The sequence below is a fragment of the Gammaproteobacteria bacterium genome (genome assembly GCA_028819075.1).
Taxonomy (GTDB): Bacteria; Gemmatimonadota; Gemmatimonadetes; order Longimicrobiales; family Gaopeijiaceae; genus BD2-11.
The window spans coordinates 1-24,656 of record JAPPMM010000052.1; the positions used below are offsets into that span (position 1 = coordinate 1).

The 24,656-nt window shown below is 66.8% G+C and carries 20 protein-coding genes; 9 read left to right on the forward strand and 11 right to left on the reverse strand.

Going from position 1 to position 24,656, the window contains the following annotated elements; genetic code table 11:
- Positions 1-390 precede the first annotated feature (390 nt).
- The 3 genes from OXU32_14645 to OXU32_14655 all read right to left on the reverse strand — a co-directional run bounded on the left by OXU32_14645 (position 391) and on the right by OXU32_14655 (position 5,099).
- On the reverse strand, positions 391-1,593 hold the full coding sequence (locus tag OXU32_14645; protein MDE0075193.1) for an integrase arm-type DNA-binding domain-containing protein: 1,203 nt from the start codon (positions 1,591-1,593) through the stop codon (positions 391-393).
- A 221-nt stretch (positions 1,594-1,814) separates the two neighbouring features.
- Entirely contained in the window at positions 1,815-4,172 is a 2,358-nt protein-coding gene (locus OXU32_14650) for an SLC13 family permease (GenBank protein ID MDE0075194.1), read from the reverse strand.
- Between the two features lie 468 nt (positions 4,173-4,640).
- On the reverse strand, positions 4,641-5,099 hold the full coding sequence (locus tag OXU32_14655; protein ID MDE0075195.1) for a hypothetical protein: 459 nt from the start codon (positions 5,097-5,099) through the stop codon (positions 4,641-4,643).
- Positions 5,100-5,311: 212 nt separating this feature from the next.
- Here OXU32_14655 and OXU32_14660 point away from each other — a divergent pair, with 212 nt between their 5' ends.
- Positions 5,312-5,935 (forward strand): hypothetical protein, encoded by a 624-nt coding sequence (locus tag OXU32_14660; protein ID MDE0075196.1) that lies wholly within the window; start codon positions 5,312-5,314, stop codon positions 5,933-5,935.
- Positions 5,936-6,223: 288 nt separating this feature from the next.
- Here OXU32_14660 and OXU32_14665 read toward each other — a convergent pair whose 3' ends face one another.
- The 5 genes from OXU32_14665 to OXU32_14685 all read right to left on the reverse strand — a co-directional run bounded on the left by OXU32_14665 (position 6,224) and on the right by OXU32_14685 (position 9,811).
- Complete coding sequence (locus OXU32_14665) at positions 6,224-6,511, reverse strand: hypothetical protein (GenBank protein ID MDE0075197.1); 288 nt, start codon at positions 6,509-6,511, stop codon at positions 6,224-6,226.
- Positions 6,508-7,953, reverse strand: a complete 1,446-nt coding sequence (locus tag OXU32_14670) for a thioredoxin (protein MDE0075198.1) — start codon at positions 7,951-7,953, stop codon at positions 6,508-6,510. The genes OXU32_14665 and OXU32_14670 overlap by 4 nt, the downstream gene beginning before the upstream one ends.
- A 12-nt stretch (positions 7,954-7,965) precedes the next feature.
- Positions 7,966-8,286, reverse strand: coding sequence for a HigA family addiction module antitoxin (locus OXU32_14675; GenBank protein ID MDE0075199.1), 321 nt, complete (start codon positions 8,284-8,286; stop codon positions 7,966-7,968).
- A gap of 18 nt (positions 8,287-8,304) precedes the next feature.
- Positions 8,305-8,577, reverse strand: a complete 273-nt coding sequence (locus OXU32_14680; protein MDE0075200.1) for a type II toxin-antitoxin system RelE/ParE family toxin — start codon at positions 8,575-8,577, stop codon at positions 8,305-8,307.
- A gap of 61 nt (positions 8,578-8,638) precedes the next feature.
- Positions 8,639-9,811 (reverse strand): ATP-binding protein, encoded by a 1,173-nt coding sequence (locus OXU32_14685; protein MDE0075201.1) that lies wholly within the window; start codon positions 9,809-9,811, stop codon positions 8,639-8,641.
- A gap of 260 nt (positions 9,812-10,071) precedes the next feature.
- Between OXU32_14685 and OXU32_14690 the strand changes: the two genes are divergently transcribed.
- Positions 10,072-11,685 (forward strand): MBL fold metallo-hydrolase, encoded by a 1,614-nt coding sequence (locus OXU32_14690; protein ID MDE0075202.1) that lies wholly within the window; start codon positions 10,072-10,074, stop codon positions 11,683-11,685.
- An 8-nt stretch (positions 11,686-11,693) separates the two neighbouring features.
- Here the strand turns inward: OXU32_14690 and OXU32_14695 are convergent, their stop codons facing one another.
- A complete protein-coding gene (locus tag OXU32_14695; GenBank protein ID MDE0075203.1) occupies positions 11,694-12,428 on the reverse strand; it encodes a hypothetical protein in 735 nt (244 codons plus the stop codon).
- A gap of 152 nt (positions 12,429-12,580) precedes the next feature.
- Here OXU32_14695 and OXU32_14700 point away from each other — a divergent pair, with 152 nt between their 5' ends.
- From OXU32_14700 to OXU32_14720, 5 genes are all read left to right on the forward strand, one after another.
- Entirely contained in the window at positions 12,581-12,928 is a 348-nt protein-coding gene (locus tag OXU32_14700; protein ID MDE0075204.1) for a helix-turn-helix domain-containing protein, read from the forward strand.
- Complete coding sequence (locus tag OXU32_14705; GenBank protein MDE0075205.1) at positions 12,925-13,320, forward strand: VOC family protein; 396 nt, start codon at positions 12,925-12,927, stop codon at positions 13,318-13,320. Before OXU32_14700 ends, OXU32_14705 begins: the two co-directional genes overlap by 4 nt.
- Positions 13,321-13,512: 192 nt before the next feature.
- Positions 13,513-14,607 (forward strand): efflux RND transporter periplasmic adaptor subunit, encoded by a 1,095-nt coding sequence (locus OXU32_14710; protein MDE0075206.1) that lies wholly within the window; start codon positions 13,513-13,515, stop codon positions 14,605-14,607.
- Between the two features lie 22 nt (positions 14,608-14,629).
- Positions 14,630-15,862: an ABC transporter permease gene (locus tag OXU32_14715; GenBank protein MDE0075207.1), complete on the forward strand. Its 1,233-nt coding sequence runs from the start codon at positions 14,630-14,632 to the stop codon at positions 15,860-15,862.
- Between the two features lie 92 nt (positions 15,863-15,954).
- Positions 15,955-17,199 (forward strand): ABC transporter permease, encoded by a 1,245-nt coding sequence (locus tag OXU32_14720; GenBank protein MDE0075208.1) that lies wholly within the window; start codon positions 15,955-15,957, stop codon positions 17,197-17,199.
- A gap of 45 nt (positions 17,200-17,244) precedes the next feature.
- Here OXU32_14720 and OXU32_14725 read toward each other — a convergent pair whose 3' ends face one another.
- Both OXU32_14725 and OXU32_14730 read right to left on the reverse strand, forming a co-directional pair.
- Positions 17,245-18,909 carry an ABC transporter substrate-binding protein gene (locus OXU32_14725; GenBank protein ID MDE0075209.1) on the reverse strand — a complete coding sequence of 555 codons (1,665 nt, stop codon included), beginning with the start codon at positions 18,907-18,909 and terminating at the stop codon, positions 17,245-17,247.
- Between the two features lie 33 nt (positions 18,910-18,942).
- Positions 18,943-20,352 carry a TIGR00366 family protein gene (locus OXU32_14730; GenBank protein MDE0075210.1) on the reverse strand — a complete coding sequence of 470 codons (1,410 nt, stop codon included), beginning with the start codon at positions 20,350-20,352 and terminating at the stop codon, positions 18,943-18,945.
- Positions 20,353-20,598: 246 nt separating this feature from the next.
- Here OXU32_14730 and OXU32_14735 point away from each other — a divergent pair, with 246 nt between their 5' ends.
- Together OXU32_14735 and OXU32_14740 are read left to right on the forward strand one after the other, a co-directional pair.
- Positions 20,599-21,753: a hypothetical protein gene (locus OXU32_14735; GenBank protein ID MDE0075211.1), complete on the forward strand. Its 1,155-nt coding sequence runs from the start codon at positions 20,599-20,601 to the stop codon at positions 21,751-21,753.
- 13 nt (positions 21,754-21,766) lie between these two features.
- Positions 21,767-24,643, forward strand: a complete 2,877-nt coding sequence (locus OXU32_14740; protein MDE0075212.1) for a PIG-L family deacetylase — start codon at positions 21,767-21,769, stop codon at positions 24,641-24,643.
- Positions 24,644-24,656: the final 13 nt, after the last annotated feature.

Below are 24,656 nucleotides of genomic sequence, written 5' to 3' on the forward strand. Positions count from 1 at the left end.
ACTCATCGGGTGCAACGAGTTGTGGATCCGATACATCTTGTTGCGTGTGCTGGCTCACAAACCTTAAGAGCGTGAGCCAGCCCCTCGGCGGAGCCGCCAAACACGCCTCCCCGGGCATCGCCCGGAACAAGCTCGACCGGGCCGTCGGTGGCAAGCTCCTCGGCCTCCCGGTCGGCAGCCTCACGGGCGATGAGAGCGACCGGCAACCCGTCATGTCCCTGTACGACGGCCTTGCCCCCTGCCGCGCGGCCCGGATTCTACCCTACCCGTACCCCTCGGAGACTTGAGTTCGTCGATCCTGCGCGATCCTGTGGCCCGTACAATACCCGAAATGCTTTCAGAACGCCCCGAAATGGCCTCCGAGCCCCGTTCGAGGCTCGTTGCCGTGTCTCAGCCCGCGAGGTACTCGGCCCAGTCCTCCATGAGCCGACGCCTCCGCTCGAACAGATCGGTCCGCATGTACGCCGCCTCGACCTTGTTCTGAACGACATGGGCCAGCGCCGCCTCGACGACCTCCCTTGGGTGATCGGTCTTCTCGGCGGCCCAGTCACGGAAGCTGGACCGGAACCCATGAGGCACCGCCGAGATCCCGCAGCTCAGGAGCAACCGCCCCGGCCGCTTGCGGGTCAGCGGCTTGCCGCGCTCGTTGACGAACACGATCGGACTCGCCCCATCGCCGAGCTGCCGCGCCCCGTCAAGCACCTCCAGCGCCCGCCCGGACAGCGGCACCCGGTGCTCCTTCGCCGTCTTCGTCCGGCTTGCCGGAATCGTCCACACGCCCGCACCTTGGTCGATCTCGCTCCACACCGCCCCGCGGACCTCGCCGCCCCGTGCCGCCGTCAGGACCAGGAACTCGAACGCCAGCGTGTCCACTTTCCCCGGCTTCGCCGCCCGCACTTTCGCGATAGCCGCCGATACCTCGCCGTGAGGCAGGGCCTTCCGGTGGGTGACGACATCGTGCTGGGGGCCGAGCACCGGCAGGAGCCGGTCGCAGGGGTTGTCCTTCCGCCAGTCCATGGCGACCGCCCACTCCAGCACCGCCCGGATGCGAAGCCGGACGGAGCGGGCGACCTTCGGCCTCGCGTGCCAGATCGGAGAGAGCGTTTCCAGCACGTCGGCGCTGGTGATCTCGGAGACCGGCAGCTTCCCAAGTCGTCCGAAGGCATACATCTCCAGCGAGCGGGTCCACAACCTCGGGGTCTTCGCGCTGCGCCACCCGCCGCGCTTCTGCTCGATGACGCGCACGGCGGCCTCGGCGAAGGTGGGGACGCCAAGGGACCGGCGCTTCTCGGCCACCGGATCGCCGCCCGCGCGGGCCAGCTTCCGGTTGGCCAGCGCCTGCTCGCGCGCCTCGGCCAGCGAGACGAGGACGACGCTGCCCAGGCCGATCTCACGCTTGCGGCCCCGGACGACGAGCCGTTGGATCCAGCTTCGGGTCCCGGTCTTCTTGACGTAGAGGTACAGCCCGTTCCCGTCGCAGTGCCGACCGGGCGGGGCGGAGCGCACGAAGGCGGCCGACAGCCGGTTGTGGGGATGGCGGCCCTTGGGCTTGCCTCGTCGGCGCTGGGTGCGGGTTGTGGTGACATTATTCATTCCCTAATCGTAGCCGGGATGGAGCAGGATTGCAAGGGACGTAGCGGGCAGACGAGCGTAGGAGACACCCTGACTAACACGTTGGAATACCGCCTGTTACGGGACTCTATGGACACCTATGGATGATACTGGACTTCCGGTGTCTGCTCCCATGGCCGGATGGGACTGCTTGCTCCGGCGGCCAAGACCAAGCTGTTGCGCGACCGGAACCCTCTCCCTCCTCACCCTCCCGGCACCAGCGGCCATACGAGCGGGAGCACGGTCAAGACCACCGCAAACACCAGGAGGAACAGCGGGAATCCCGCCTTGATGAAGTCGACGAACCGGTATCCTCCGAACCCCATCACCAGCAGATTCACCGGATGTCCCACCGGGCTCATGAAGGCGCAGGAGCTCGCTATCGCCACCGTCATCATCAGAGCCTGGGGCGAGAACCCTTCGCTGGCGGCCGTGCTGAGTGCAATGGGCGACATGAGTACCGCCACTGCCGCCGTCGGCATTACCTGAGCTGAAAGGGCGGTGATCAGGAAGAGTCCCGCCACCACGGCCAGAGGACCAAAGCCGGCAATGGAGCCCAACACCGTCTCGGCCACCAGCGCGGCAGTTCCGGATTCCTGCATCGCCAGTCCCAGGCTGAGCATCCCCGCGATCAGGACCACTGCTTTCAACTCTATGCACCGATAGGCCTCTTCCATGTTGAGGCAGCCCGTCAGCACCATCAGGACCGCTCCGATCGGCGCCGCGACATAAATCGGCAGAAGGCCCGAGACCACCGAAGTCAGGACGCCTGCCATGATCAGGGCGCTGACTGGAGCCTTCCGGCTTCGCACCACCTCTGCCGCTCCTTCGGTCATGACGAGGAAGTCCGGGTTTTCCACCAGGCGCGCGAGCTTGCTTCTGTCGCCATAAAGCAGAAACGCATCACCCGGGAGCAGTTTCATTTGCCGGAGCCCACTCCGGTATATTTCTCCATTCCGCCATATCGCAAGGATGGAAACACCGTAGTTTTCGCGGAAATTGAGTTCCTCGATTGTCCTTCCCGCAAATGTCGTGCGTGGAGACAGCGAAGCCTCCGCCAGGCCGACGGTGTCGGATTCCAGTCGGCTCACGTCCAGGGGACGATTATCGCCCACCGTCAATTCCTGGAGCGCCCGCAGGATCCTGAGATCCTCGATTCGTCCCCGGAGCAGGAGAACGTCCCCTCCCTCGAGGATTGTATCCGGATCCGGCATGAGAAGCTCTTCATCAGCCCGCAGGATGCCCACAACCGTCAGGCCGAACGCATCGGCCAGCCGGGTTTCCGCGAGCAACTGACCGGCCAGCAGCGATTCTTCCGAGATTCTGACGCTTTGAATCCTGCGTTCCATCTGGTAGTGGGAGATCAGCTCACTTGCCGACACCGAATGGATCGCACCGAAGGTCTTGTCCTCCGCCAGCTCGGCAAATCGCCCGCTTTTCATCGCGACCACCAGGCGATCGCCTGCAGCAAGAGTCATCAGGCGCAATCCCGTGCGATGTACCCGATCACCCCGCAGAATCGCGAGAACGTGCAGGCCACGAGTCTGGCGCAGATTCGCCTTTCGAACCGTCTGCCCGATCAGCGGCGAACCTTCCGCCAACTCCAGTTCCGCTACCTCGATGGAGGCATCTGTAATCCGCTCAAGAGCCCGATCTCTCGACTCGATCTCCAGATGCTTCCATGCGCGCAAGCCTTCGAACCGCTCCAGGGTTCCTTCAACAACCATCTCGTCTCCCCCGCTCAGAACGAAGTCCGGCCCGGGAGCGAGGATCATCTGCCCGCTTCGCTGCACGGCGACCACGTTCAGACCCAGGGCCTGGCCCAACCGGCTTTGCTGCAGTGTCTTGCCTGCCAGAGTCGAATGCCTGGGCGCTTTCAGCATTCCGACCAGGCCACCCAGGCCGTAGAGTCCCCCCAGATCCGCCGGAGCCGATTCCTTTTTCGGATCCCGGTTCGGAAACAGTCGCCGCCCCAGGAAGGTCATGTAGACGATTCCTGCAGCAAGCGCCGTCAACCCGACCGGTGTGAACGAGAACATCCCGAACGGCTCAAGCCCGGCATCGCGCAACGCCCCGTTTACCAGGATGTTCGGCGCCGTTCCGATCAAGGTCGTCATCCCGCCAAGCAGGGATCCGAAGGCCAGCGGCATGAGCAGTTTGGATGGCGGCGTCCCTATGCGGCGGGCCATGTCCAGCACCACCGGCAGCATGAGGGCGGTGATCCCGATGTCGTTCATGATTCCCGACAGGAGGCCCACCGTGGCCATCATCACCGCGGTGAGACGGCCGACTCCACTACCCGATGCCGCCAGAACCCGCTGGCCGATGAAACGAGCGACCCCGGTCCGCGCGAGCGCTCCGCTCAGGACCAGGACCGAAGCGATTGTGATGACCGCTTCGTTGGCGAAGCCCATGATCGCCTCCTCGCCATCGAGGATGCCTGCCACCACGAGCCCCAGCATCACCATCAACGCCACCAGATCCACCCGGACCTTTTCGGTCACGAACAGGACCACTGCTGCTGCGAGGATCCCCCCGACTACGAAGACCTCCAAGTTCATTGGTGCCGGTTCCGGTTGTATGGATGAGTGGATGGGCTGGGCATCAGGGTGCCTTGTGGCTGAGCTGCTCGCGGGCAGGGGTTAGGGTAATGTATCCGTGCCGCTGGAGGAGCCAACCGTTGTCTTAGCGCTCGATGAAGGTCCCCATCACCTCTCTGGCCTCCTCAAGAGTTTCGAAGTCGTGCAGATGGATGCTCTCCGGCTCGCCCACCTAGGCCGGTGCAAAGCGGATGCCAAGCCATCGAATCTCGGCCCGGAATTCCTTGCCCTGTACTGCGAGCCCCAAATCACCCTGCTCCCGGCCATAGCAATCATCCCATCCCTTGCGGATCCGTCAAGATAGACAGCGTGCGCCTCGGAGACTTCGGAATCCAAGGTGATCGAGCGGGTGATCGGCAGAGAACGGAATCGCTTAGCCACCGCCGCCACCACGGACTCGTGGCTACCGCAACGGCCGCGTCAAACCCCTCATCCTTCCAGAAGCGACCCGGTCTGGTCACCGGAGCGCAACGCGCGCCCGGCTTTGCGGGCGATCAGCAGGCTGGCCACGCCTCCTCCCGCACCAAGGAGTGGCAGAATGCTGAAGGGGACGATGGCGCCCCCGTTGGGCCAGTCCCCCCAACTGCCGCCCACAACGAGTCCTGCCAGCAGGAGGCCGCCCAGCACGCCCACCGAGGCGACCCGCGAGTAGGAAAGCTCCTCCAGCGAGCGGCCGCGCGCCGCGATCGCCAGGATGGCCGAGAAGCTCGTACCGATCCCGACGCCCCAGACGGCCCCCGCGATGATCATGAACCCCAACTCGTCCTCGGCGCCGGGGAAGAACACCGCACTCACCAGGGCAACCAGAGAGAAGAACGCCGCGCCGATGGCGCCGAAGGTCAGCCCCATCCCGAGGACACCGCGGATAACCCTCTTCCAACGCGACATGGCGAACGTCCTGCTTGTGGTGAAACTGGTGCCACCCGAGGATACCTGCGGTACGATCAAGCGTGCAAACGGTTTCCGTTGCTTCCAGGTCCACCCCCGAGAGGCTTGCAGCTATGCCGGACGACAGTTCCAAGGAAACGCAGCCGCCGCGCGAGGCCGACGACGAAAGCGGGCTTCCCGATTCCCCCGGCGACGCACGGGGTGGAGGTCGCGTGACCCATCGCATCCCCTTCGGCCGTCTTGCGCTTGAGTTCGTGGTGATCGTGGTCGGCGTTCTCGTCGCCCTCGGGTTCGATCAGTGGATGACCACCCTCGACAACCGCCAACTCGTCAACGAGACGCTCTACGCCCTGGCCGCGGAAATCGCCGAGAACACGGTAACCCTCGACCGTCGCATGGCCTATCACGACCGGATCCTGCCGGGGCTCGTCGAGAATCAGCGGGCTGCCGAAAGCGGCGAACGCCAGAGCATCTCGATCAGCGGAGCACTGCCCGAAGGACTCGGCCTCACGCCGTTGAGGAGTACGGCGTGGGAGTTGGCCAGCGTGACAGAAGCCGTGCGGCACTTCGATCTGCCGATTCTCTCCACGCTCTCCCTCACGTACGCCCTTCAGGAATCGCTCCACGAGTACGATCGGATCGTCTCCGCCGGGATCATCCAGCCGCAGTTCTTCGCGGCCACGGACCAGCCCGGCCCGATCATCTACCTCGGCGTCATGGTAACCGACGTTCGGTCGCGGGAAGCCGAGCTTGGGCGATTCTACGCCGAGACGCTGCGGCATGTGCGCCGGCAGTTGGGAGATCCCGAGGCTGGCGCGGTGGTGGAGGTCCGTTGAGGGACGACCGATAGTATCACCTATCGCCCACGCATAGTATCACCCCTCGCCCCCGGACATCAGACTCCGCAACACCACCTCCAGCGCATCCTCCGCGAGCTGCTCGAGTTCCTCGGGGCGCCGGTTCTGGACCGGGTGTGGCACCCACACGATCTCCGGCTCGAAGCCGAGAGAGGGGATCTGGAAGGAGGCCGCCTCGCGGAAGGCGGTGGTGGCGATCAGGAGGCCGGGGAGGCCGCGATCGTCGAGAGCCTTGATGTCGTGCAGACCGCACGATACGCACGATCCTCAGTCGGCGAGCGCCTCCACGACCACGTCGGCTCCGGCGGCGATGTCGTCCAGGATCGCGTTGCTGGCGGGCTTGGCGTTGGTCGGCTTCGCGAAGCGCGCGGTGGCGATGCCCCGGGCACGGAGCCGAGTCTCGAGGCAGTCGAGGAACTCGTCGGCGCGGGACTTGCCGATGTCGAAGAGCGCCACCGTCCTGCCCTCCAGCGACGCCGGGGGCTTGCACCGCGGACGCGTCGCGGGCGCGGTCTCGGACGTGGGGTCGTGCAGGGTGACGGTGGATTCGGTCATTCGGTGATCTCTCTGGTGACGGGGTGGGATTCCTCGAAAAGGCGTCCCCCCGGCCAGCCCGACAGGATGGCCGAGAACAGCCCGGCGGGACCTCCGGCTCGCACCAGCAGAAGGGCGCCGGGATGGAACTTGGGGATGCGCTGGCCCGCGCGGGAGGGGGGCATTCCCTCGGCGACGCCGTCGGCGCCCGCAGCCACCTTCTCGCCCGGGAGCAGCAGCGCGTCCTGGAGCGCGTGGGTGATCCGGCTTCGGTCCCACCCCGCCTCGCGGTAGATGGCGTAGTGTTCGGGTGACAGGACCAGAACGGCGGCGGCCCACTCGCACAGCTTGGGGTGTCCCACCGCCTGCAGCCCCATGGCCAGGGAGCGGGTGAGTTCGCCCGGCGTGCGCGCCTTCTGGTCGGTCACTCCCTGGACCCCGTCGCCGGCGAACACCGTCACCGCGCTCTTTCCGGGAGCGATTCCGCGCGAGACGGCCAGCGGTTCCCAGCCCTCGTCGCCCTCATCCTCCGCGAAGCAGAACGTGTACTTGCCCGGAGAGCCCAGCGTCGCGCGGTCGATTTCGCCGGGCCGCCCTCCGCCCACATTGCGGACCACGAGGTTCACGGCGCGGCCGATGGTGGCGTTGGGCCGGTTCCCCTGTCCGAGCGCGTTGAGTCCGGAGTTCATGCCGATGTGCTTCGCGATGGGGCCGTTGACGATGATCACCGGGCTCGAGAAGCAGGTGCTGCAGGTGACGCCGTGCAGGGTGAACCCCGGGTCCAGGGCGGCCTCGAGGGCCGCGAGCACGACCGGCATGTATTCGGGGCGGCACCCGGCCATGACGGCGTTGATGGCGACCTTCTCGACGGTGCAGGGCGCCAGCTCGGGCGGGACCCGGCCGATGACCTCGTGCGGGTCGCGGCGCGTGCCGCCCAGCATGCGTAGGATGCGCTCGGGCGTCGGCGGGACGACCGGGAGGCCGTCGCTCCAGCCGCGGTCGTAGCAAGCCTCGATCGCGTCGGCGCCGGACGCGACCTCGACCGTGCGGGCGCGGATTCCGGTTTCGCCGAAGCGCACCCGCAGCGCCTCCGCGACCCCCGGCTCCACCGAGCGGGAGCCGCAGCCGGGCCGGCGGAGCGGCAGTCCCGCGCCCAGCGTGGGGATGGCCGTGAGCGCGCGCCAGTCTTCACGATGCCAGCCCACCGTGCGGCCGGTTTCCGCACCGCCCCCCAGCCGGATCAGCGTCGGTACAGTCTCGACGGCGAGGTGGAAGGAGCGTTCGAGCGTGCGGTCGTCCACGGCCGCGGCGGCGAGGACGGGGCCCAGGAATCCGCCGTCGTCCTGCCAGTAGACCGTCAGCGGATGGCCGGCCTGGTGGATTTCGGCGAGGGCGGGCACCGCCAGGTGGCAGGTCTCGCACTCGTCCTTCACGACGGCGACGTAGGTGGCGGACTCGGACATGAGGTTAAGGCGCTACCGCGTGACCGCATCCCGCGCTCTTGTGTCTTCCCGCCATACGCGCAACCTCCGAGCCTGCGCCAGTTCGTAGCTCGCCTGCATGCGCATCCAATGGTCGGCTGTCCCCCAGCCAAGAGCTTCCAACGCGAGCGCCATGTTTGCCGACACACCCGCCTTGCCATTCAGTAGTCGTGACAGGGTCCCCCGCTCACAGCCGAGGTGCGCCGCCGTCTCGGTGACGTTCCATCCGACTTCGTCCATGCTCTCACGGATCAGTTCGCCCAAGTGCGGGGGGTTCAGCATCGCGCCCACGCGCTCGCCACCAGTACCGTTCATGATCTCTCCTCCCTCCCTTCAGTGGTAATCAACCAAGTCCACGTCCACGACCTCGCCCTCCTCAAACCGGAACACCACGCGCCAGTTGCCCGACACGCGCACGCTCCATTGGCCTGCTCGGTCTCCCTTCAACGGATGCAGCCGGAATCCGGGCGCGTCTGCGCTCCTGGGATGCGTCGCTTCCTGTAGCCGGAACAGGATGCGTCGAAGGCGCGGCACCAACTGCGCCGGGAGCCGAGCCCGATCGTCCCGTCCATGGAGCGCCCGTAGCCCCTTGTGGCGGATCTTCATGACTAACTGTAGCGCGTAGCGCTACGCGCCGCTAGATCCGTGTGTCAGAGCGAGCCGCCTTTCAACTCGTCCGGAAGAACGAATCGGGGCCCCCAATCCGCGTCAGCGGCAACGCCGTGATCCCTTCCGCGACCGGGAACTCACGGTTGCCGGGATAGACCACCCAGAGATGTGCCAGCTCGAGATCCTTCATGACGACGCGCATGGACTTCGTGGTGCGGGGCGTTTCCGTGCACTTGAACTCGAACCCCCAGCGTCGGCCCCGGCGCAGCAGGAGCAGGTCCAGTTCCGCCCCTCGCTGGGTTCCGTAGAAATACGCGTCGCGCTGACCGTGGGCGATCAGGGTCTGCTCCAGGGCGAAGCCCTCCCAACTGGCCCCGTACGCGGGATGCACGGCGAGCTCGTGGCTCTCTTCGAGGCCGAGGAGGAAGTGCAGAATCCCACTGTCGCGCAGATAGACCTTGGGTGACTTCACCAGCCGCTTGCCCAGGTTCGCGAACCAGGGGCGCAGGACGCGGATCATGAACGCGCCCTCCAGGAGATCGCGGTAGCGGTTGACGGTTCGCGCGTCCGTGTCCATGGAGCGCGCCAGGCGCGAGGCGTTCCAGGTCTGGCCGTGCACGTGGGCCAGCATTCTCCAGAAGCGGCCTAGCGCGGCGGGCGAGACGCTCGACCCCAGTCCCGCGATGTCGCGCTCCAGGAACGTTCGCGAGAACGACTCCATCCATCGCGTCCAGGCGCCGGCCGACGGGGCCAGCCAAGCTCGGGGAAAGCCGCCGCGCATCCAAAGCCGATCGAGAAAGTTGGGCTGCACCTCCTCCAGCGAGAACCCGGTCGCGTCCACGAAAAGGATTCTCCCCGCCAGCGACTCCGACACTCCCTTCACCAGATCCCAGGAGGCGCTTCCCAGGAGTAGGAAGACCGCCTTTCGCTCCGGGTCGTCGCACACGGGCCGGAGGGCCTCGAAGAGGTGCGGGAGGCGCTGCACCTCGTCGATCACGACCAGTCCCTCGCGGTGCCCCAGCAAGCGGGCAGGAGTCCGGACGAGCGCCTCCCGGTCGGTGGCCACCTCGAGGTCGAAGATGGTGGCGGGGCCGGGCCAGGACGCCGCGATCTCGCGGGCCAGCGTGGTCTTGCCGACCTGGCGGGCACCCAGCAGCGCCACCGCGGGGGATTCCGCGAGGCCGCGGGTGATCTGGGTGGTCAATGCGGTGCGAGAGATAGTTTGTTGCAAATCTGTCTCTCCATAGCAGGATTTACAACATTCTAACTCGGTCGCCTGGTCGCCCGCAACGCCAGGCTGCCAAGTGACCGTGCCCGCTTTTCGGTTCGGCGCGGTGATGGCTTGCTCCAGGCTCAGCGCGCGGAGGCGGCGCAAGGCGGCCACTGCCTGTTGCACAGCAGCGAAACTGCGCAATTTGCCCGGTGCGTTCGACCCCCCAATCACCCTGATTCGCGACGGATCCTGTTCCGACGCTCAGGGGAGGAGGAAAGATGGCGAGGAATGCTCTTGGGGCATTGGCTCTACTGCCATTCTGGATGAACTCGGCGGCGGCCCAGGAGTTTCCGCCGGGATACGTCGACCCCTGGCCCCTCCTGGCTGCTGCCGCCGAGGAAATCGGCGAAGCGAATCTCCGCTGCATCACGTTTTCGGGTAACGGGTACAGCGGAGCCGTCGGTCAGACGTTCGAGAACGCGGTGAACGTGGACTGGCCGCGGATCGGCAACCTGAACAACTACACCCGAAGCATCAACTGGGAGACCCGGACCAGCATCGAAACCTTCGACCGGGAACCGGGCATCAGTCCGGCCGCGTGGAAGTACGGCCTGGGTTGGGAGGGAGGCACGCCGACTCAGAGGGAAAGGCAACAGACGCATGTCGTGAGCGGCGACCATGCCTGGCACATCGATGGGGACGGAGAGCCCGTGCCGGTTCCGCCGGATCTCGCGGAGCTGTACCAGCTCGATCTCTGGCTCAATCCTCCCGGCTTCATCAAGGCCGCGCGCCTGCCCGGGGCCGATCCTGTCGCCTTCTGGCGGTGGGAGCAGATCGAGAAGGGGCGGGACGGGAACGTGGTCCGCCCCGAGAAGATGCACGTCGTGGCAATCACGATGTTCGGCAAGTATCGCGTGGACGCGACGATCAACCCGCAGAACCAGATCCAGCGGATCAAGACCACGGTCAACGAACCCGCGCTCGGCGATTTCAACATCGAGCACGAGTCGACGGAGCAGACGACCTTCGGCGACGTGAAGTGGCCGATCGCATGGCACTCGCACCATGGCTGGGACGACAACTGGCAGTTCTACCGCCAGAGCACGGGTCACAACGGCTACGGCGGCCGGTTCCCGGATGTGCAGCCCAACGTGTGCCCGGATCCGGGCCCTGTGCCTCCGGCGGTCGCGGAGGCGTCGTTCGAAACGGAGGTGACCGTCACCGAGATGGCGGACGGCGTCTATCTCCTGGGCGGGAGCCCGGCGAACAGCTATATGGTCGAATTCGACGAGTTCGTTGCCGTATTCGAGGCCCCGGGGAATGAGGAGCGGAGCCTCGCGGTCATCGAGGAGATCGTCCGCCTCGCCCCCGGAAAGCCGATCCGCTGGATCATCAGCTCGCACGCGCACTTCGACCACATCGGCGGGCTCAGGACCTACCTGCACATCGGCGCCACGGTCGTCACGCACATGATCAACCTCGATTTCCTGAACACCGACGTGCTGGCCTACGAGCCGCGCACCGTGGAGCCCGACATCGTCTCCATGTGGCCACCCACGGAGTTGGCCGAGGGCTACAACTACGAGGCGGTCCAGGAGAACTACGTCATCACCGACAATTCCCGGATCCTTCGGGTCTACTACGTTCAGCCGCTTCGGCACGTCTCGGGGATGCTGATGGCCTATCTGCCGGAGGAGGGCATCGCATTCCAGGCGGATCTCTTCGACACGCACGAGCCCCCTCGGCCGGCGCAGTTGCCGGCGATGCGGAGCTTCTACAACCAGGTCGAGAGGATGGGGCTGGAGGTGTCCACCGTAGCGCCCGTCCACGGGGAGCCGGTGCCCTGGTCGGAGTTTGTGGCCGCGCTGAATTCACTTGAGCGCAGGGATTGACGGGGACTCTACTCCGGCAACCTCAGCGACACATGCAGGTGGTCGGCGGTGCCCACGTGGCGGAGCGTGTGGAACCCCATCGCCCTGAACGCCAGTTCGGCTGCCAGGTTGCGCCATTCGGGCCGGTTGATGGTGCGAAGATCCAGCGCATGCACGAATCCGTCGTCCTGGCGGAAGTGCAGTGACGACTCATTGGCCGGGAGCCCGGCGCGAGCGTAGAAGTCGGGCGTGCGGTCGGCGTCGGTGATCACGGCCTCGGCGTCGGCCAGCACGAAGACCGATACGCCCATCCGCAACAGAGGATGAAGGGCCGAGTACTCGGCGCGCACCTCTTCCGACTTCACGTTGCCGCCCGCGATGACCACCAGCGAGTAGAGCACGAACGCGGCGGCGCCAAGGGCCGCGACCCGAATCGCGAACTTCCTGAACCACTTCCCTGCCCCCAGGCGCCGACTTGCGGCCCACGCGTAGCACGCCAGGAGCAGCGCGGTGGCGGCCGTCGAGACGGCCAGCGAGGACCATGCCCCCAGCCCCCATTGCTGGTAGGCGAAGACGCCTCCGCGGACGAGGAGGATGAACGGGAGCACCGCAAGCAGGACGGCCGTCACAACCCAACGCACGAGTCTGCCGAGGAAACGCCGCGATTTCGTCCGGTGGCGCCGGTTCGCCGCCTGCGTTCCAGTGGTCGCCGCAGCTCCGGTCCCCGCCCCAGCTCCCGGATACTCGACTCTCAGATCACTCACACGTTCTCCTGTGACGCTGGCCCTTCTCCGTGCCTACGAAGAACGTTCGTCCCTTGTGCCGTGATCTGCGGCGCGTGCAGTTGACATGCAAGTCCATGCTTGCGTATCATCAAGCCTTGACATGCAAGCAATCACTTGCGTAAGCCTGGTACGTGGACATCTATCGCGCGATTGCTGACCCCACCAGACGGGCCATCCTGGATGAACTCGTCGACCGCTCGGGTCAAACGCTCTTCGAGCTCTGCGCGCGCCTGATCATGAAACACGGCATCAGCTCCTCGCGGCAGGCGATTTCCCAACACCTGGACGTCCTGGAAGCCGCCGGCCTCATTCGCACGAGGCGCGAGGGGAGGTCGAAGCTCCACTGGTTCGAGGGCGCGCCGCTGAAGGGCATCGGGGAGCGGTGGCCGATCTCGACAGACCAGGACAAATCGCAAGACCGGGACACTTCACCAGACCCGCACACTTCACACTCAACGGACGAGGACATCGAGCAATGAGAATCAACGCCACCAGCGTCATGGTAGACGACCAGCAGAAGGCGCTTCGCTTCTACACGGAAACGCTGGGCTTTCAGTTGAAGCACAACATCCCTCTCGGAGAGCATTCCTGGATCACAGTGGTATCCGCAGAAGCGCCCGAGGGGACGGAATTGGTGCTCGAGCCCGATGCCCATCCCGCAGCGCGCCCGTTCAAGAAGGCCCTTGTGGAGGACGGGATCCCGTTTACCGGCTTCGCAGTCGATGATGTGGAAGCCGAGTACGAGCGCCTCCTGGCAAGCGGTGTGCGCTTCGTTCAGCCGCCAACCGACCTCGGGCCCGTCATTACCGCAGTTCTCGACGATACATGCGGCAACCTGATCCAGATCATGGAGGAGAAGGGTCAACCGTGACGGGTTGACACCGCCTGGAAGATCGACTCGCTGAGGGTCGGCAGCGGGCGCGCAGTCGCGCCGCGCCCGTGCGTTAGCGCAAGCGAAACCAACCCCCCGGGTACTTCCGTACGCTTGCCAGAGTGCGCGAGCCCCCCTGCGATGGACGGGCGGGCCGCTTCAGGCGCGAATCAGGCGGGAGGCACCGGTCGCATGAGCAGGGGCGCAAAGGTAGTAGTCGGCACGATCGTGGTCGGGGGCCTGGGAGCCTCGGTGTTCGCAGTGCTTGCGGCCGCGGGCGGTGGCGAGACCGAGGTGGACACCGTCGCCGTGGAGAGGGGCGAGATCGTGGACCGCGCACTCGCGGTCGGACGCATCGAACCGCTCGTCGAAGTGAGCGTGAAGTCGCAACTCGCGGGCGTCGTGCGCCGGATGTTCAAGGAGCCCGGCCAATACGTCCGGCAGGGTGAGCCTCTGCTCGAAGTCCAGCCCAACCCGACGCCGATCGAGCTGGTCGAGGCGCGTCGCAACATCGAACTGCGCGAAATCGAGTTGCAGCAACTCGAGAGGCGCCGCGATCGGCTGGCTGCGTTGCGCGACCAGGACCTCGCGTCGGAAGAGCAGTTCGAGGACGCCGAATACTCGCTCAACGAAGTCACGCTCCAACTCCAGATCGCCCGGGAGCGCCTGGCCCTGCTCTCGGAAGGCCGCGTGACCATCGGAGACGAGGCCGTGGAGACGGTCATCCAGAGCCCAATCCAGGGCTTCATCCTCGAGAAAATGGTGGAAATCGGAGATCCGGTGGTCCCGCTCACGACGTTCCAGGAAGGGACCGTCCTGATGACGATGGCCGAGATGGACGAACTGCTCTTTCGCGGCACGGTCGATGAAATCGATGTGGGCCGGCTGGCGGAGGGAATGCCGGTTGAGGTCACGATCGGGGCGCTTCCCGACACACGCATCGAGGGGCGGCTGACGAGGATTTCGCTCACGGGACGCGACGAGGAGAACGCGACCATCTTTCCGGTTGAAATCGCGGTCCTGCCTGCAGAGGGCACCTTGCTGAGGGCGGGCTATTCGGCCAACGCCCAGGTCATCATCGAGCGCCGGTCCGACATCCTGATCATCCCGGAGCGCGTGGTGAGGTTCGAGGAGGGGGGAGCGTTCGTGACGGTTCGCACGGGGCCCGACGAGACCGAGGAGCGCGAGATCACGACGGGTCTCAGCGACGGGATCAGCGTCGAGGTGCTCGACGGCCTGGCGGAGGGCGAGCGCGTCATGGAGCCCCCGCGGCGCGAGATCACCTAGGGCCGCGGGCAGAGGAGACGCCGTGAGGCTCGTCGACGCTGTCCGGCAACTGTGGTCGGATCTTTCCGCCCAGCGTCTGCGCACGGTCCTGACCATACTCGGGATCACCTGGGGCACGGTGGCGGTGGTCGTTCTGCTTGCTTTTTCGGTCGGGCTCGAACGGCAGACCATCAAACGGTTTCACGGGCTGGGCGACCGCATCGTCGTGCTCTTCGGCGGACGCACCACGCTGGCCCACGCGGGGTTCAGGGAGGGGCGAACCATCCGGCTGCGCGAAGAGGATGCCCGGATCCTCGCCCGCCAGATCCCCGACATCACGATGATCAGCCCGGAGTACTCGACGCGCGAGGCCCCCGTCCGCCGCGGCCGGAACGGAGTGAATCCCAATATCACCGGCATTCATCCCGTGTATGGCGAGATGCGGAACGTCATCCCGCTTCCGGGCGGCCGATTCATCAACGAGCGGGATCAGGAAGAGCGCCGCCGCGTCGTATTCCTGGGTGACGAGGTTGCCCGCGTCCTGTTCGGCGACGCGGATCCCGTTGGCGACCAGGTCCGGATCGGGGATTCCCCCTTCACCGTGATCGGCGTGCTCCAGCCCAAGATCCAGAACAGCTCCTACAACTCTCGGGACGAAGACCGGGTGTTCATTCCGGCGAGCACGCACGCGGCTCTTTTCGGCTCGCGCTTCGTCTCGAACCTGGTCTACCGGACGGCGGATGCCTCGCGCACCGCGGCGGTTGAAGAGCGAGTCTACGAGGTGCTGGGCAGGAAGTACCGCTTCAGTCCACGGGACGAGGACGCGCTCCAGCTCTGGGACACGGCCGAATGGGAGCGCATGTTCGGCTTCCTGTTCCTCGGGTTCAAGCTGTTCTTCGCGATCGTGGGCAGCTTCACGCTCAGCGTCGGCGGGATCGGCGTCGCGAACATCATGTACATCGTCGTGCACGAGCGCACGCGCGAGATCGGGATCAAGCGCTCGGTCGGCGCGACCCGAAGGTCCATCCTCTGGCAGTTTCTCGCCGAGAGCGTCCTCATCGTGGCTGTCGGGGCCGCGCTCGGCGTCCTGGTTTCGACGGGACTCGTGAAGGTGGTGTCGCTGTTCCCGATGAACGACATCGTGGGCACGCCCGTGATCTCGCTCCAGGTGGCCGCCGTGACGATGGCGCTGCTCGCGTTCGTCGCGATGCTCGCCGGCTGGCTGCCCGCTCGTCGCGCCGCGGCGCTGGATCCCGTCGAATGTCTCCGTCACTAGCGGCGGCGCACGGCACGCGCGGGGTGGTCCTCGCCCTCGCGGTCGTGCTCCCTGCTCCTGCGGTCGCGCTCCCTGCCCCCGCGGTCTGACCGATGTGGAAGATCCTCCTCGAAGACGTTCTCGGTGACCTGCGAGCCAACCGCACCCGCAGCTTCCTCACCATCTTCGCGATGGTGTGGGGCACGATCTCGATCGTTCTGCTGCTTGCCTTCGGCCGGGGGCTCCGAACTCAGGTTTCCGAGGGGCTGCTCAATGCGGGAGAGCGAATCTTCATGGTCTACGGCGGCGAGACGAGCCTCGAGCACGAGGGTCTTTCGGCGGGGCGCCGGATACGGCTGCGGGAAGATGATCTCGACCTGGTCCTGCGCGCGGTCCCGGAGTTCGAGTTCGGCAGCCCGTCCTACGGGCGCGGCAGGACCCATCTCAAGGCGGGCGAGAACCAGACCACGACCTACATGGAGGGCGTGGACCCGATCTTCTCCGAGCTGCGGCGCATGTTCCCCGCTCCCGGCGGACGGTTCATCAATCAGCGGGACGTCGATCAGAGGCGGCGCGTGCTCTTTCTGGGCGACGAGATCGCGGCGCGCCTGTTCGGCGACACGCCGCCCGTGGGACAGACCGTCCTGCTCGACGGGCTCTCGTTCCGGGTGATCGGCGTGATGGAATCCAAGTTCCAGGACTCGAGCAACAATGGTCCGGACGAGAACCGCGCCATCATCCCGGCCTCGACGTTCCGGACCATCTACGGCAACGAATTCGTGAACCACCTCCTCGTGCGGCCGCGCACCGTCGCGGACGCCCCGTTCGCCAAGCAGGAGATGTACCGGGTCCTCGGTGGCCGGCACAGGTTCGATCCGGCGGACGAACGGGCGCTCGGCATCTGGGACTTCATCGAGGATGAGAAGATCGTGGGCCAGATCGGCTACGGCATCCAGGTATTCCTGGGGCTGGTAGGCGCCTTCACGCTGCTGGTCGCCGGGGTCGGCGTCGCGAACATCATGTATGTCGTCGTGCGTGAGCGGACACGCGAGATCGGCATCAAGCTCGCCGTGGGCGCGCGCCGGCGGCACATCGTCAGCCAGTTCCTGTCGGAAGCGATCGTCATCACGGTCGGCGGGGGTCTGCTCGGACTCGTCATCGCCTCGCTGCTGGTAGTCGGCATCGACAGCATTCCCAGCGACAACCCGGCCCTGGAGTACATCCTGAACCCGAAACTCTCGCTCCCGATCGCCTCGATCTGCGTCGGCATGCTCATGGCGATCGGGCTCGTGGCCGGAATCCTGCCTGCGCGCAGGGCGGCGCGTCTGGATCCGGTGGAGTCGCTGAGGTACGAGTAAGGGGGGCGCAGGCCACCTTGGGGCTCTCCAAGGCCAGCTCCGCCACTAATCCCTAACTAACCTCGCATTGTGCACAAAGTAGAACTGTCCCTCCGACATCAGCTCGAAATCGCGCACCTCGTCTGACACCGCGTAGAAGATCGGCTCGCTGAGCGTGGGCAGCATCAGCGCGTTCTCCATGATGATGCGCTGGGCCTCCTGGGCCAGCTCGCACCGGGCCTCCGTGTCCGGGATGGTCCTGAGCTGACCTACGAGCCGGTCCAGTTCCTCGTCGACAAAGCCGGTCCAAGCCCATCCCCCGACCACGTCGTGGGCCGAGTTCCAGAGCATGTCCATCAGCAGGGGATCGGGGCTGCGCTGGCGCTCGTACATCAGGTCGAAGTCGCGGTTGTTGACCATCTCGAGCTGCACCGGGCCGGGGACGATCTCGATGGCCACGTCGATGCCGATCGCGCGCCACTGGGCCTGAACCGCCTCTCCCATCTCCTCGCGGTCGAGGATGGTCCAGCGCACGCGGAGCGGCGTGCCGTTCTCGACGCCGGCGATGCCATATGCCTCGCGGATGCCGTCGCCATCCCGGTCCGTGTACCCGGCCTCCTCCAACAGCCGCCGCGCGGTCTCGGGGGCGTGCGGGTAGAGGTCCGCGTTCCCTTCCCAGTAGCAGGGATGGACCGTGTTCAGGGGGCCGTCAGACGACAGAAAGTGCCCGTCGTAGAGCAGGTCGTTGATCGCGGGCTGATCGGTTGCGTACAGCACGGCCTGCCGGACCCGCAGGTCGCTGAAGGGCGGGCGCCGCACGTTCATGACCATCTGCAGCCCGGTCCCGGCCTGGTAGCCGGTGAGCAGCGAGAAGCCCTCCGCATCGCGGTAGTCATCAATGTAGGCCGTGGGCAGATTCATGGCGATATGGGCATTCCCCGTGCGGACGATGTTGCCCAGGACCGCCTCCTCGCCGATGAAGCGGATGGTCACGCGCTCAACCTTGGCCGGGCCCGCCTCTCTGCTGATCCAGTTCCATCCGCCGTAGCCGTCCCAGCGCCGCACGGTCACGTGGTCGTTGGGCACCCACTCCTCCAGCAGGAACGGCCCGGCACCCACGAGATGCCGGTCGAACTCCTCGATGCCCCACCGCTCCGCGGCTGTCGGAGACCAGATGGGGACCCTGCGGAAGGCGTCGAGGACGGTCACCCACGGCGCCTCGTAATGGAGGGTGACGGTGGTGTCGTCGATCACCTCCACTCGCTCGACCGGCCCGACGTGGGCCGCCATCTCCCCCGAGCGCGTCGCCGGGTCCAGGATGCGTTCGACGTTGTACTTGACAGCTTCCGCGTCGAAGGGCGTGCCGTCCTGGAACACGACCCCGCTCCGGAGGTTGAACGTCCACTCGTCCGCGACGGCGTTGGAGGACCAGCTCGCGGCCAGCGCCGGATGGAATTCGCCGTCCGGCCCGAGAATCAGCAGCGGATCGGCGATCTTGTAGTCGATGAGCCACGCCGTCTGGTACGGCTCGATGTGGCCGTCGAGCGAGGCGGGCTCGCGGGAGGCGGGCCAGGCGATGATGAGTTCGTCGGGGGGGGCGGCGGGACCGGAGCCTCCATCACGACAGGCCAGCAGGGCTGTCGCGAACAGCCCGAACACCGCGGGGCGCCGGATGCCATTCAGGACCCCTGAAGCTACGTCGGCCAACCTGATCTCAACCGGCGCCTTCAAGTCCTTCAGTCCTCCTCCGAGCGCTCGATACCCTCAATACGGCAGGAAGAACAGCGCCAGCGCGATGAAGGGCACCAGCAGGATCATCATCGTGATGCCGTAGCCGAACATGTCGCGGGCGCGCAGGCCCGTGATAGCGAGGAGCGGGATCGCCCAGAACGGGTTGAACAGGTTGGTGTGCGCATCGCCCACGGCGTAGGCGGCGATGGTCTGGCCGTGCGGCACGCCCAGTTCCGCCCCTGCCTGCATCATCGGGCCCCCGACGATGGCCCATTCGCTCCCCGCCGAGGGCACGAAGACGTTCAGGATGCCGCCCGTGATCCACGTCACCACCGGGAAGACGTCGGGGTTGGCGGCCGAGATGTTGAGCAGGCTCTCCGTCATCGTAGCGACGAGCCCGGTACCGGTCATGATGCCTACGATCCCCGCGTAGAAGGGGAACTGCAGGATGATGCCTGCGCTCCCCTTCACCGCGTCAGTGAACTCGTCCTGGTACTTGGAGGGGCTGATGAACAGGAGCATCCCGATCATCAGGAACCCGAAGTTGAAGACGTTCAGGTCGAGCGCGCCCATCGGGTCCGTCACGAATTCCCGTACCAGCATCACGACGCCCGTCAGCGCGATGATTCCGCCCAGTATGCGGCTGTGGTTGATGCGGTCGGCCGGGCTCGGCTTGGCGATCGCCGGCGCGGGGGTACGAGCGTCCTCCGCATCGGCTGCATCGGGGACGTAGCGCGCGATCCCCCGGCAATTCCGGTCCGGCGGCGCGAGCAGGTAGAGCATCAGGCACCCATAGGCCAGCGCGAGCGCCGTGAGCAGCAGCGGATAGGGATGGAAGACCCACTCGCTGGCGGGGATCACCCGGTCGACGATGCCCATCTGCATGAACACGTTGTTGTCGGTCGCCTGCAGTAGGCCCGCGGAGCTGGACATGCCCCATCCCCAGGTCAGGCTCATGCCCATGTATCCGGCCACGGCGAGCAGCGGATAGTGGACGGCCATGCTCCTGCGATGCGCCACCTTTCCCATCTCGCGCGCGAGGATGGCGCCGAAAATGAGCCCGAGACCCCACGAGATCCATCCCGTCAGCATTGAGCCCACGCCCACCAGCACCACCGCCTGGCGCCCGTTCCGTGGGAGGCGCACCAGCCAGAGTATTCCCCGCTTCACCACCGGGTGGTACGCCACCACGAAGCCGGTCACCAGGATGATGACCATCTGCATGGCGAAGGTGAGCAGAACCCAGAAGCCGTCGTACCAGGCGAAGGCGATCTCCGCGGGGCTCGATCCCTCGGACAGCCAGGCCGTCACCGCGGCGACATAGGTGAGGATGATGGCGAACAGGAACGGGTTCGGCATCCATCGTTCGACGAAGTCGGCGATGACCTCACCGAACTTCTGTACGGGCGTAAGCCTGGGTTCTCCGGCGCTTGGCTGGGTCAAGGCGCTTCCTCCGTCTGGCGTCTTCGGAGTTCAACTCGCCCGCGGGTCCCGCCTGCGGGACGGCAACCCGGCAACATACGGAGCGGGTGCGCCCGGGGACAGTAAAGCGCGCGCGGGCAGCGCACTTGCGGCGGGAACCTCGCTCTTGCCCGAAGCCATGCGCGGGAACACGATGGAAGGATTCCCCGCTCGCCATCTCATCGCCCCGGCGGGCGCGGTTTCCTCCCGGCCAGAAGAGGTGGCCCCATGACCGTCCGCAGGAAGCATCCAGGTGTCGCGTCTCTCGTCATCACCGTCGTTACCGCCGGTCTCATCGTCATGACGATGACGTGCGCGGCTCCGGACGACGCCGACTCTTCGGGCGGTCCCGATTCTGCGGGAGGGATGCCGGATGGCGTCCCGCAGTTCGAGCCCGTGGAGGGGTGGTTTCAGTTGCCCGAGGGCTTCGAGTGGGGGCAGGTGATCGGCCTCTTCGCCGACGGCCGGGGACACGTCTGGACCTCCAGCGGCAGCCAGATCGGGGAATGGGACACCGAGGGGAACCTGTTGCAGTCCTGGAGCGCGGCCGGCCCGGACGGCAACTGGAGCACGATCCACGGCCTCTTCGTGGACCACAACGATTTCGTGTGGACGAACGCGCGGGAGAGCCAGATGACGCTCAAGTTCACGCGCGACGGGGAGCACGTGATGACGCTCGGGCGCTTCGATGAAACGGGGGGCAGCAACGACCCCACGCTGATGGGGCGTCCCGCCGAGATCTGGGTGGATCCCGAGGACAACGAGGTCTTCATCGCCGACGGATACGGCAACCGGCGCGTGATCGTGTTCGATGGGGAGAGCGGGGAGTACCTGAGGCACTGGGGCGCGTACGGGGAGCAGCCGGACGACGACTACGATTGGGATCCGATGTCGGGTGAACCCTCACAGCAGTTCCAGACCGCGCACGGCATCTTCGGGTCCCGGGACGGACTCATCTACCTCGCGGACCGGGCCAACAACCGGATCCAGGTCTTCCGGCAGAACGGCGAGTACGTGATGGAGAAGATCGTGCGCCCGCTGTGCCCGCCCGAGGGCGATCCGGTGCCGGATTGCGGTGGCTCGGCAACCTTTTCCGTCGGTTTTTCCCCCGACGAGGCGCAGACCTGGCTCTACGTCGCCGACGGGGGCTCGCATGTGATTCTGGTCCTGCGGCGCTCGGACCTGGAGGTGGTGGACGAGTTCGGCGGGCCGGGGGTGGGTCCCGGAGAGCTGGGTCGGCCGCACAACCTGTCCATCGATCCCCAAGGGAACATGTTCGTGGCCGAGGCGGCGGGGCCGTGGATCTTCGACGCCGCGGGGGACAGCGTCCAGGCTGGATTCCGGGCGCAGAAGTTCGCGGTGCTCGGGGCGGGCGGGAGTTAAGCGGAGCGCTGTGATGACTGATTGGGACATCGCGAGGCGCGCGGCGGCGGTTGGTCTTGCATTTCTGGCCCTGGCTGGCCCCGTCGGCCTCGCGGCTCAGTCGACGGACGGCGCGCCCGGGCTCGATCGGGTGCTGGCGTTCCCCGCTGCGGTGGCCGAGGAGCGGCTCGATCCCGACCGGGGCGCGATGGGGGCCTGGCAGCGCATCCTCAAGCTCGGCACCACCGCGAGCCTCCTCCATGTGACCGCCCATCCCGACGACGAAAACTCGGGCATGCTCACGCTCGCAAGCCGTGGCTGGGGGGCGCGGACCGCCCTTCTGAGCCTGAACCGGGGCGAGGCCGGCGCCAACGCCATCGGCCCCGAACTCTTCGACGGCCTCGGGCTGATCCGCACGCGCGAGCTGGTCCTGGCGGGCCGCTACTACGGTCTGGACGACCTCTACTTCACCACGGCCGTGGATTACGGCTACTCCAAGACGGTGGAGGAGGCCTACCGGAGCTGGGACCGGGAGGCCGTGCTGGAGGACATGGTGCGGGTGATCCGCCTGAACCGTCCGCTGGTGGTGGTGGCCCGGTTCCACGGGTCGAGGCGCGATGGACACGGGCATCATCATGCGTCGGGATTGCTGACGCCGGAGGCGGTGGAGGCCGCTGCGGATCCGGGGCGGTTCCCGCGACAGATCGAGGAGGAGGGGCTCCGGCCGTGGCGGGTGTTGCGCACCTACCGCGGCGGGATTCGCGTGGACGAGCCATTTCACGTGGAGGTGGACGCCCGTGGGGAGAGTCCGTGGGTCGGTACCAGCTTTCAGGCATGGGCCAGCAGGGGACTCGGTCTCCAGCGCTCGCAGACGGCGGGACGCGTGCGCGTCGGGGGCGGGCTCTATCGATATGAGCTGCGCGATGCGGGCGGGAGCGCGGACGGGGGCGGGATCGCGGGCGCGCGCGGGCGCGGCGATGAAGCCTTGCCCGCGAGTCGGGCCGAGGATTCCTTCTTTGCCGGCCTGGACACCTCGCTGAACGGGCTCCCCGCCCTGCTGGGCGAGACGGCAGCGCCGGAGACCAGTACGTTGTTGGCGCAGCTTCAGGAACTGGTTGATGAGGTCGTCGCGGGGTTCGATTTCCGCGCCCCGGGACAGTCGGTACCGGATCTGGTGCGGGGTCTCGGTCTGTTGCGGTCCGCGATTGCGTCCTCGATGGGCGCACCCGAGACCCAGTTCCAGTTGCGGCTGAAGGAGCGGCAGTTCGAAGACGCCATCGCCGCCGCGGGCGGCTTTCGCGTCCAGGCGGGACTGCCGGGTGGATCGGCGGGCGCAGTCGTAGTGCCCGGTCAGAGTCTGGCGGTCGGAATCGCGGTCGAGCTGTCCGGAGTGGCAGGTGTCGGCGTTTCGGAAGCCCGGGTGGTCGACCGGGCGGGAGTCGTGCTGGGCCGAACTTTCGGCTTTGCGCGCACCGGCAACACCTTTGCGACCGAGACGGAGATGCGCGTGCCCGAGGTGGATGCCGATGCGGACGCCGAGGCGAGGGCGGCCACCCCCTACTTCGCCCGCGACGGGATCGCGCAGAACCACTACCAGGTGGCGGACTCGGCGGACCTGCACCTTCCGTGGCGGCGACCCGCCCTGTCGGTTGCCGTCGACCTGGTGGTGGAGGGGACGACCATAGTGTACACCGCCGCCGTCACCGCCCCCGTGCCCCGCCTGCCGTACGGGTCGGTGACCCGCCCGGTCGAGGTTCTGCCCGCCCTGTCGGTCGTGGTCGACCCCGCTGTGCGGGTGGTTCCCGTGGAGGAGCCGGCCGCGCCACCTAGCGACGCGCGACCGGGCAGTCCCACCACCACATCCGACGGCCCCACCACGCCAGGGAACGGACAGCCGGGCCGCCCCACCAGCGCATCCGGGCGCCCGGCCGCCTCGGCGAGCCCCCAGGCGGTCGTCATTCCCATCCAGGTGCGCGTCACCGCGAACACCGCCCCCCTCCCCACCACGACCCGCGTGGAAGTCCCGGCCGGCTGGGCCGCCGTGCCCGCCACCGTGGCGCACGACTTCGCCCGCGCGGGCGAGGTGGCCGAGGTGGCCTTCGAGGTCACCCCACCGGACGGGTGGGAGGGCGCCGCGACCATTCAGGCGGTGTCGCGGGCGGGCAGGCGCGAATACCGCACCGGCTACCAGACCATCGAACACCGCGACCTCCGGCTGGCTCGGCTGTGGCGCCCCGCGACCACAACCGTGCGGTCGGTGGCGGTCGCCCGCCTGGACGGCGCGCGCGTCGGCTACGTGATGGGTGTGGGCGACGAAGTACCGGCCGGAATCGAGTCGCTGGGCGCCCAGGTGGAGATGCTCGACGCGGCCGCCCTCGCCGACCCCGCATCGCTCTCCGGCCTCGACGCCATCGTGGTCGGCACGCGGGCATACGCGGTGCGCGAGGACCTGCTGGAGCACAACCAGCGCCTGATCGATTACGCGCGCGCCGGCGGCCATCTGGTAATCCTCTACCAGACCCAGGAGTTCGTGCCGGAGGAGATGGCCCCCTACCCCGCCTCCCTCCCGCGCGGCGCGGAGGAGGTCTCGGAAGAGGACGCCCCGGTGCGCCTCCTACAGCCGGCCCATCCGTTCATGACGACGCCCAACCGCATCACCGAAGCGGACTTCGATGGATGGGTCGAGCAGCGCGGCTCCAAGTTCTTCACCGAATGGGATGCCGCGTACACGCCGCTGGTGGAAACCCACGACCAGGGACAGGATCCACAGGAAGGGATCTGGCTCACCGCCGAGATCGGCGAGGGCCACTACACCTATCTGGCGCTCGCCCTGCACCGCCAGTTGCCCTATGGCATCCCGGGCGCGTTCCGCATCCTCTCCAACGTGCTCTCCGCGGGTTCGGGTCGCTGAAGGGTGCGCCCAC